This window comes from Sphingomonas sp. ABOLH, from assembly GCF_003951715.1.
Lineage (GTDB): Bacteria > Pseudomonadota > Alphaproteobacteria > Sphingomonadales > Sphingomonadaceae > Sphingomonas > Sphingomonas hankookensis_A.
The window spans coordinates 45,120-52,015 of record NZ_QQWV01000027.1 but is presented as its reverse complement, the minus strand read 5'-3'; the positions used below and the strand labels follow the sequence as shown (position 1 = coordinate 52,015).

Annotated in this window: 9 protein-coding genes and 1 tRNA gene; 7 read left to right on the top strand and 3 right to left on the bottom strand. The window is 67.2% G+C overall.

The window, feature by feature from the left end:
* Window positions 1-290: 290 nt before the first annotated feature.
* Together cmk and aroA are read right to left on the bottom strand one after the other, a co-directional pair.
* Complete coding sequence (gene cmk / locus CA237_RS13030) at window positions 291-914, bottom strand: (d)CMP kinase (protein ID WP_066690362.1); 624 nt, start codon at window positions 912-914, stop codon at window positions 291-293.
* The gene (aroA, locus tag CA237_RS13025) at window positions 911-2,242 is read right to left on the bottom strand and encodes a 3-phosphoshikimate 1-carboxyvinyltransferase (protein WP_126014324.1); all 1,332 of its coding nucleotides are present in this window, start codon (window positions 2,240-2,242) and stop codon (window positions 911-913) included. The genes cmk and aroA overlap by 4 nt, the downstream gene beginning before the upstream one ends.
* Window positions 2,243-2,341: 99 nt before the next feature.
* Here aroA and CA237_RS13020 point away from each other — a divergent pair, with 99 nt between their 5' ends.
* The 4 genes from CA237_RS13020 (at window position 2,342) to CA237_RS19700 (ending at window position 3,978) form a co-directional block, all read left to right on the top strand.
* Window positions 2,342-2,665 carry a TIGR02300 family protein gene (locus tag CA237_RS13020; RefSeq protein WP_066690367.1) on the top strand — a complete coding sequence of 108 codons (324 nt, stop codon included), beginning with the start codon at window positions 2,342-2,344 and terminating at the stop codon, window positions 2,663-2,665.
* A 117-nt stretch (window positions 2,666-2,782) separates the two neighbouring features.
* Window positions 2,783-2,858 (top strand) — tRNA-Ala (locus CA237_RS13015).
* 145 nt (window positions 2,859-3,003) lie between these two features.
* Entirely contained in the window at window positions 3,004-3,744 is a 741-nt protein-coding gene (locus tag CA237_RS13010; RefSeq protein ID WP_084401557.1) for a Crp/Fnr family transcriptional regulator, read from the top strand.
* Window positions 3,745-3,825: 81 nt separating this feature from the next.
* Complete coding sequence (locus CA237_RS19700; RefSeq protein ID WP_164523873.1) at window positions 3,826-3,978, top strand: hypothetical protein; 153 nt, start codon at window positions 3,826-3,828, stop codon at window positions 3,976-3,978.
* Window positions 3,979-4,087: 109 nt separating this feature from the next.
* Here the strand turns inward: CA237_RS19700 and CA237_RS13005 are convergent, their stop codons facing one another.
* Window positions 4,088-5,392: an MFS transporter gene (locus CA237_RS13005; protein ID WP_066690370.1), complete on the bottom strand. Its 1,305-nt coding sequence runs from the start codon at window positions 5,390-5,392 to the stop codon at window positions 4,088-4,090.
* A 125-nt stretch (window positions 5,393-5,517) separates the two neighbouring features.
* Here CA237_RS13005 and pgsA point away from each other — a divergent pair, with 125 nt between their 5' ends.
* The 3 genes from pgsA to CA237_RS12990 are packed head-to-tail and all read left to right on the top strand — an operon-like array spanning window position 5,518 to window position 6,784.
* A complete protein-coding gene (gene pgsA, locus CA237_RS13000) occupies window positions 5,518-6,084 on the top strand; it encodes a CDP-diacylglycerol--glycerol-3-phosphate 3-phosphatidyltransferase (RefSeq protein WP_066690373.1) in 567 nt (188 codons plus the stop codon).
* On the top strand, window positions 6,084-6,341 hold the full coding sequence (gene moaD, locus CA237_RS12995; protein WP_066690375.1) for a molybdopterin converting factor subunit 1: 258 nt from the start codon (window positions 6,084-6,086) through the stop codon (window positions 6,339-6,341). Before pgsA ends, moaD begins: the two co-directional genes overlap by 1 nt.
* Complete coding sequence (locus CA237_RS12990) at window positions 6,338-6,784, top strand: molybdenum cofactor biosynthesis protein MoaE (protein ID WP_066690377.1); 447 nt, start codon at window positions 6,338-6,340, stop codon at window positions 6,782-6,784. Before moaD ends, CA237_RS12990 begins: the two co-directional genes overlap by 4 nt.
* The last annotated feature ends 112 nt before the right edge of the window (window positions 6,785-6,896 follow it).

Here is a 6,896-nt window from a genome sequence, read left to right as displayed (position 1 = left end):
AGGTATAGAGGCGGGCGGCGGGCGGTGACAGGGCCTTTTGCGAGCGGTTCGCGGGTCAAAGTTCACTAAGTTCACACTAGTGACGTGTTTGCGCGATGGATGTGGCGGTGGTCGGTAGAGACGTGCGGGCGGCGGGTGTTAAGGGGTGACCCGCCGACGATGGCAGGTGGCTGCCATGTAGGAAAGGGGTGACGTTCCTAACCCCGTCTGCGGGCAGTTGGGTCTACCTCTAGCCAATTCCTCGTACCCCCGCGCAGGCGGGGGTACGGTCCGGGGGTGAAGGTTGCAGCTTACTTGCCCCGCTGTGCCTCGACGAGCGCAATGGCGCGTTCGACCGCGACTTCGATCGACAGGGTGCTGGTGTCGAGCGGCGCGGCGTCGGCGGCCATGACCAGCGGCGCGGTCGATCGGCTCGAATCGCGTTCGTCGCGGGCGCGGATGTCGGCGAGGACGCGGTCATAGGTGACGCTCGACCCCGCCTTCGCCAGTTCGGTGTGGCGGCGGCGGGCGCGGATCGCCGGGGTCGCCTTCACGAACAGCTTGGCATCGGCGTCGGGGGCGATGACCGTGCCGATGTCGCGTCCGTCGAGCACCGCGCCGCCCGGTTGCTGCGCGAACTTGCGCTGGCGGCGCAGCAGCGCCGAGCGCACCAGCGGATGGGCGGACACGATCGAGGCGGTCTGTCCGGCCTCGTCGGTGCGCAGCCACGGGTCGTCGAGCAGCGTGTCGGAAAAGTCGCAGGCGGCGACGCAATCCGCCTCACGCGTCGGGTCCATGCCGTCGCGCAGCACGCGGGTCGCGACCGCGCGATAGAGCAGGCCGGTGTCGAGATGCGGCAGGCCGTAATGCCGTGCCAGCGCCCGCGCGATGGTGCCCTTGCCCGATGCCGCCGGGCCATCGACCGCGATGATCACAGCGATGCGCCGAGGCCACGCAGCAGCGTGGTGAAGGTCGGGAAGCTGGTCGCCACGGGTGCCATGTCGTCGATGGTGACCGGCGCGCGCGAGACGAGGCCGGCGACGACGAAGCTCATCGCGATGCGGTGGTCGAGCTTTGCCTCGACCGTTCCGCCGCCGGGCAACAGGTCGCCGCCGGTGCCGTCGATGATCAGGCCGTCCTCGGTCTCCTCGACCCGCGCGCCGATCGCGCGCAGTCCTTCGGCCATGGTCGTGATGCGGTCGCTTTCCTTGACGCGCAGCTCTTCGAGACCGCGCGTGACGGTGCGCCCCTGGGCGAGCGCGGCGGCGACGAACAGGACCGGGAATTCGTCGATCATCGCCGGGGCGACCGCCGGGTCGACATCGATGCCGGTCAGCGTCGAGGCGCGGACGACCAGGTCGGCGACCGGCTCGCCACCGACCTCGCGGCGATTCTCGAAGGTGATGTCGCCGCCCATCGCGCGCAGCACGTCGAACAGCGCGGCGCGGGTCGGGTTCAGGCCGACATTGGTGATCGTGACATGGCTGCCCGGCACCAGCAGCGCAGCGACGACCGGGAAGGCGGCGGAGGACGGATCGCCAGGGACGGTGATCGTCTGTGGCTGCAATTCCGCTTCGCCGTGCAGTTCGATGACGCGGCCTGCGGGGGTTTCCTCGACGGTCAGCTTCGCGCCGAAGCCGGTCAGCATCCGCTCGCTATGGTCGCGGGTCGGGACCGGTTCGACGACGCGGGTGATGCCCGGCGTGTTGAGGCCGGCGAGCAGGATCGCCGACTTCACCTGCGCGGAGGCGACCGGCAGCGTATAGTCGATCGGCACGGCGGGCACGATCCCGCGCAGCATCAGCGGCAGGCGGCCGCCGGGGCTGGCGGTGAACTCGGCACCCATCCGCGACAGCGGTTCGATGACGCGGCCCATCGGGCGCTTGCTGAGCGAGGCGTCGCCGGTGAAGGTCGCGGTGATGGCGTGGCTCGATACCAGACCCATCAGCAGCCGGGTCGAGGTGCCCGAATTGCCCATTTCCAAGGCGGTCGCGGGTTGCAGCAGCCCGCCGACGCCGACGCCGTCGATGGTCCACATCCCGTCGTCGCCGCGTTCGATCACGGCACCCATCGCCCGCATCGCGGCGGCAGTGGCGAGCACGTCCTCACCCTCCAGCAAACCGGTCACGCGGCTGGTGCCGACGGCGAGCGCGGAAAGCATCAGCGACCGGTGGCTGATCGACTTGTCGCCGGGAACGGGGGCGGTGCCGGTCAGCGGGCCGCTGGCGGCGACGGAAAGCGGGGTGGGGGTGGCGTCGTGCATGACCGGCGGCTTTGACAGCGCGTGCCCGCTATGGCAAGGCGCGGCCCCATCCGGGGTATGTGCCCCGTTCTTCCACGATACCGAAAGGTTTGGCTACACATGGTGAAGCCGGAATGGGGTACGAAGCGTACCTGTCCGAAATGCGCGACGCGCTTCTACGACCTGGGCAATGACGATCCCGTCACCTGCATCAATTGCGGCGTGCACTGGACGCCCGAACCGATCCTGAAGTCGAAGCAGCCGCTGCCGTTCGAGCAGGTCAAGGTCGGCGGCGACAAGGATGGCGAGAAGGATACGGATCTCGACGCCGATCTGGACATCGAGGGCGACGACGAGCCGTCGGCGGACGACGATGTCGATCTGGGCGGCGACGACGACCTGGGCGTCGACACGTCCGACGAGGACAACGACGCCGAGCGTTGATTTTTTGGCGGGCGGCAACAAAAGCCGCTTGCCAAACCGGCGCCCTCCGCATAGAGGGCGCTCCTCCCCAACGGGGAAGCGGGGCTGCCCACCAGCAGCGGCCCCGACAAAATGGACGGGGCCGTAGCTCAGCTGGGAGAGCGCTGCAATGGCATTGCAGAGGTCAGGGGTTCGATCCCCCTCGGCTCCACCATTTTTCCAAGGACCCCGCAGCGATGCGGGGTTTTTTGTTGGCCGTCGTATAATCGTTTCGGCCATATTACAAAAAACACGCGAACCGTTCGCGATTATACCAGTATATCGTGCGCGGTCGCGATAGCGGCTAGCTGAACGGCCCTATGACTGGGGGCCATGATCTGCGGTACCGATCGCGACTGCACGCATTTTCCGAACTGACCGACGCCGATCGGACGGCGATCGATGCCCTGCTCGACCAGCGGCAGCGGGTCATCGCCCCGCGTCGCGACGTGGTGGCGGAAGGGGAAGTGCCGCGATTCGTGCATGTCGTGCTCGACGGCTGGGCGTGCCGCTATCGCCAGCTGTCCGACGGGCGGCGCCAGCTGCTGTCGCTGCTGCTGCCGGGCGACCTGATCGATCCCTATCCGCAGGCGGTGGCGCGGTCCGATCATGCGGTCGGCACGATCACGACGATGACCGTGGCGGAGGTCGCGCCCGATGCGCTCGCCGCGCTGGGGCGGGAAAGCGCCACGATCGCCCGCGCGCTGTGGTGGAACAACCATGTGGCGATGGGCACGCAGCGCGAATGGATCGCCAGCCTCGGCCTGCGCAGCGCGCGCGAACGTATCGCGCTGCTGTTCTGCGAAGTCTATTTCCGGTTGCGGACGAGCGGGCGGTGCATGGGCCGCGCCTGCGAATTTCCGCTGACCCAGGCCGATCTGGCGGAGGCGACGGGCCTGACCCCGGTGCACGTCAATCGCATGGTGCAGGAATTGCGCCGCGACGGGTTGATCGCCTGGGGTGGGCGGACGCTGACGATTCTCGACCTTGACGCGTTGTGCGGGGTCGCGTCGTTCACCCCGGCCTATCTGCACCTCGACCGCGCGGTGTCGGCGGGTTGAGGGCGTCCGTCCCGTAATCGGACGGCTGCCCGAAAATGCGGCAGGCGACAAAAAGGTAAATAATGCGTTAACGCGGCCATGATGAAGCCGCACGCACCCCGCCGCCGCCACCCGTTCCGCGCCACGCTGCCGCGTATGGCCAGCGTTCCGGTGCGCAGCGAGGACAGCGACCTGAAGCTGTTCACGGTCAGCTTCACCGCCTTCTTCATCTGCTTCTACACGTTCTTTCTGTAGGGCGGGTCGACCGAACTCGACGTCATCCCAGCGAAGGCCGGGATCTCGCCATGGTAGCGCGCAGCAGGAGCCACTTGCGACCCCAGCCTTCGCTGGGGTGACGGTGTCTTCAAGCCGGGCAGCCGTCGTCGCACGCCTTGTGCAGCCGCCATGCGAGCCATGCCGAGCCGAGGCACATGGCGGCGACGATCAGCAGCATGTCGGTGGGGCCGAGGCCGGCCTTGGTCAGCAGGATGACGCTGACCGCGCCGATCGTCATCGAGGCACAGTTGACGACGTTGTTCGCCGCCACCGTCCGCGCGGTCTGGTCCTTGGTCACCGTCGTCGTCAGGAACGCATAGAGCGGGACCACGAACATGCCGCCGAAGATCGCGATCAGCGCCAGCGTGGCGAGCAGCAGCAGCGATTGCGGATGGGTGGCGAAGTCGATCACGCCATAAAGCGTGCCGTCGGGCGCCGGGACCCAGGCCTTCGCCTCGAACGCGAACGCCAGTACGCACAACGCCATCGCGATGACCGATGCGGGCGAATAGCGCGCCGAGATCTGTCCTTTGAGCAACGCATTGATGATGACCGACCCGATCGCGACCCCGATCGAGAAGATCGCGATGGTGAGCGAGGCGACCTGCTGGTCGGCGGTCAGCACATTCTTCACCAGCACCGGGAAGATCACGATCAGCACCGACCCGATCGTCCAGAAGAAGCTGATCGCGACGATCGCAAGGAACAGCCGGCGGATATGCATCGTCGCCGCGATCAGGTGCCAGGACGAGGTGAAGGGATTGAAGTTGATGACCAGTTCCGGCCCGCTGCGCGGTGCCGGGGGCACGAGCCGCCCGGTGAACCAGCCGATGATCGCCACGACGACGACCAGCCCGGCGGCCCATTCGACGCTGATCCAGCCGGCGACGATCGTGCCGGTCAGCACCGAGAGATAGGTCGCCGCCTCGATCAGCCCGGTGCCGCCCAGCACCTGATGATCCTCCAGATGCTGGGGCAGGATCGCGTATTTGATCGGCCCGAAAAAGGTCGAATGGACGCCGAGCATCACGACCGCGCTCAGCATCATCACCACGCCGGTGGTGACATAGCCGGTGCGCGCGATCAGCATGCCGGCCGCGCCATAGAGCATGATGCCGATTTCCGCCGTCTTCACGATGCGGATGATCCGCGCCTTGTCATGCGTGTCGGCCAGCTGTCCCGACAGTGCGGACAGCAAAACGAACGGCAGGATGGCCAGACCGGTGGCCAGTGCGTTGAAATTCTGTTCGCTCGCCGGGTCCTTGAACAACTGGTATGTCGCGAACAGCACCATCGCATGCTTGAAGAGGTTGTCGTTGAACGCGCCCAGAAACTGGGTGACGAACAGCGGCAGGAAACGGCGCTGCTTGAGCAACCCCAGCGCATTATTCATTCCGGGTACGACCTGATCTACGTGCCTGTCGGCTTGGTTGGATCGGGTGTAGCCAGCCCCTCCGCCTGCTTCAACGCCGTTTTGCCGCTTTCGCGTGAGGGGCCGGGGATGCTAAGCGCCGAACTGTGCTGACGCTTCCCAACATATTGACGTTGTCGCGTATCCTGGCGGTGCCGCTGCTGGTCGCGTTCCTGTGGTGGCCGATGTGGGAGGCGGGCTATGCCATTGCCTTCGCACTCTATTGCCTGATGGGGATCACCGACTATTTCGACGGCTATCTGGCGCGCGCGCAGGGCACGGTGTCGAAGCTGGGCGTGTTCCTCGACCCGATCGCCGACAAGATCATGGTCGCCGCCGTCATCCTGATGCTGGTCGGCACGCGGCATGACGTGGCGATCATCACCGGCATCCACCTGATCGCCGCGCTCATCATCCTGCTGCGCGAGATCGCGGTGTCGGGGCTGCGCGAGTTCCTCGCCGGCATTCAGGTATCTCTGCCGGTGTCGCAGCTGGCCAAGTGGAAGACGACGCTGCAGCTGGTCGCGTTCGGGGCGCTGATCCTCGCCGGGGCGGTGCCGGCCTATAGCTTCGTGCATGTGACCGGGCTCGTCTGCCTGTGGGGCGCGGCGGTGCTGACCGCGATCACCGGCTGGGATTATCTGCGGCTCGGTCTCCGGCACATGGACACATAATGGCGATCGAGCTGCTGTATTTCGCTTGGGTGCGCGAGGCGATCGGCGTGGCGGGCGAGCGGGTCGACCCGCCGGCCGAGGTGGCGACCGTCGCCGATCTGGTCGACTGGCTGGCGGCAAGGGGCGGGGGCTATGCGACGGCCTTTGCCGATGGGCAAAGGCTGCGCGCGGCGGTCGACCAGGCGTTCGTGGCGCTCGATACGCCGATCGCCGGCGCGCGCGAGGTCGCGATCTTTCCCCCGGTGACCGGCGGATGATCCGCGTGGTCGTGCAGGCGGCACCGATCGACCTCGCCGCCGAATTTGCGGCGGCCGAGGGGGCGGATGCGGGGGCGGTGGCGACCTTTACCGGGCTGGTGCGTGGTGACGATGGCGTCACCGAACTGGCGCTCGAACATTATCCGGGAGCGACCGAGCGCGCGCTGGAGGCTTTGTGCGAGCAGGCGGTGGCGCGCTGGTCGCTGGTGAAGGCGACGGTCGTGCACCGCGTCGGGCCGATGGTGCCCGGCGACCGGGTGGTGTTCGTCGCGACGACCGCACGGCATCGCGGCGCGGCGCTGGAAGCCTGTGCGTTCCTGATCGACCGGTTGAAGACCGGGGCGCCGTTTTGGAAGCGCGAGCGGCGGGGGGCAGAGACGCGCTGGGTCGAGACGCGGGAGAGTGACGACGCGGCCGCCGCGCGGTGGGGGGATCTTGGCTGAGGTGCTTGGGGCGGGTCCTTCGATACGCCCCTTCGACAAGCTCAATGGCTACTCAGGACGAACGGCTGGAGAAGTCCCAACCCAAACCCGTCCAATCCCGTTTGGTTCGAGT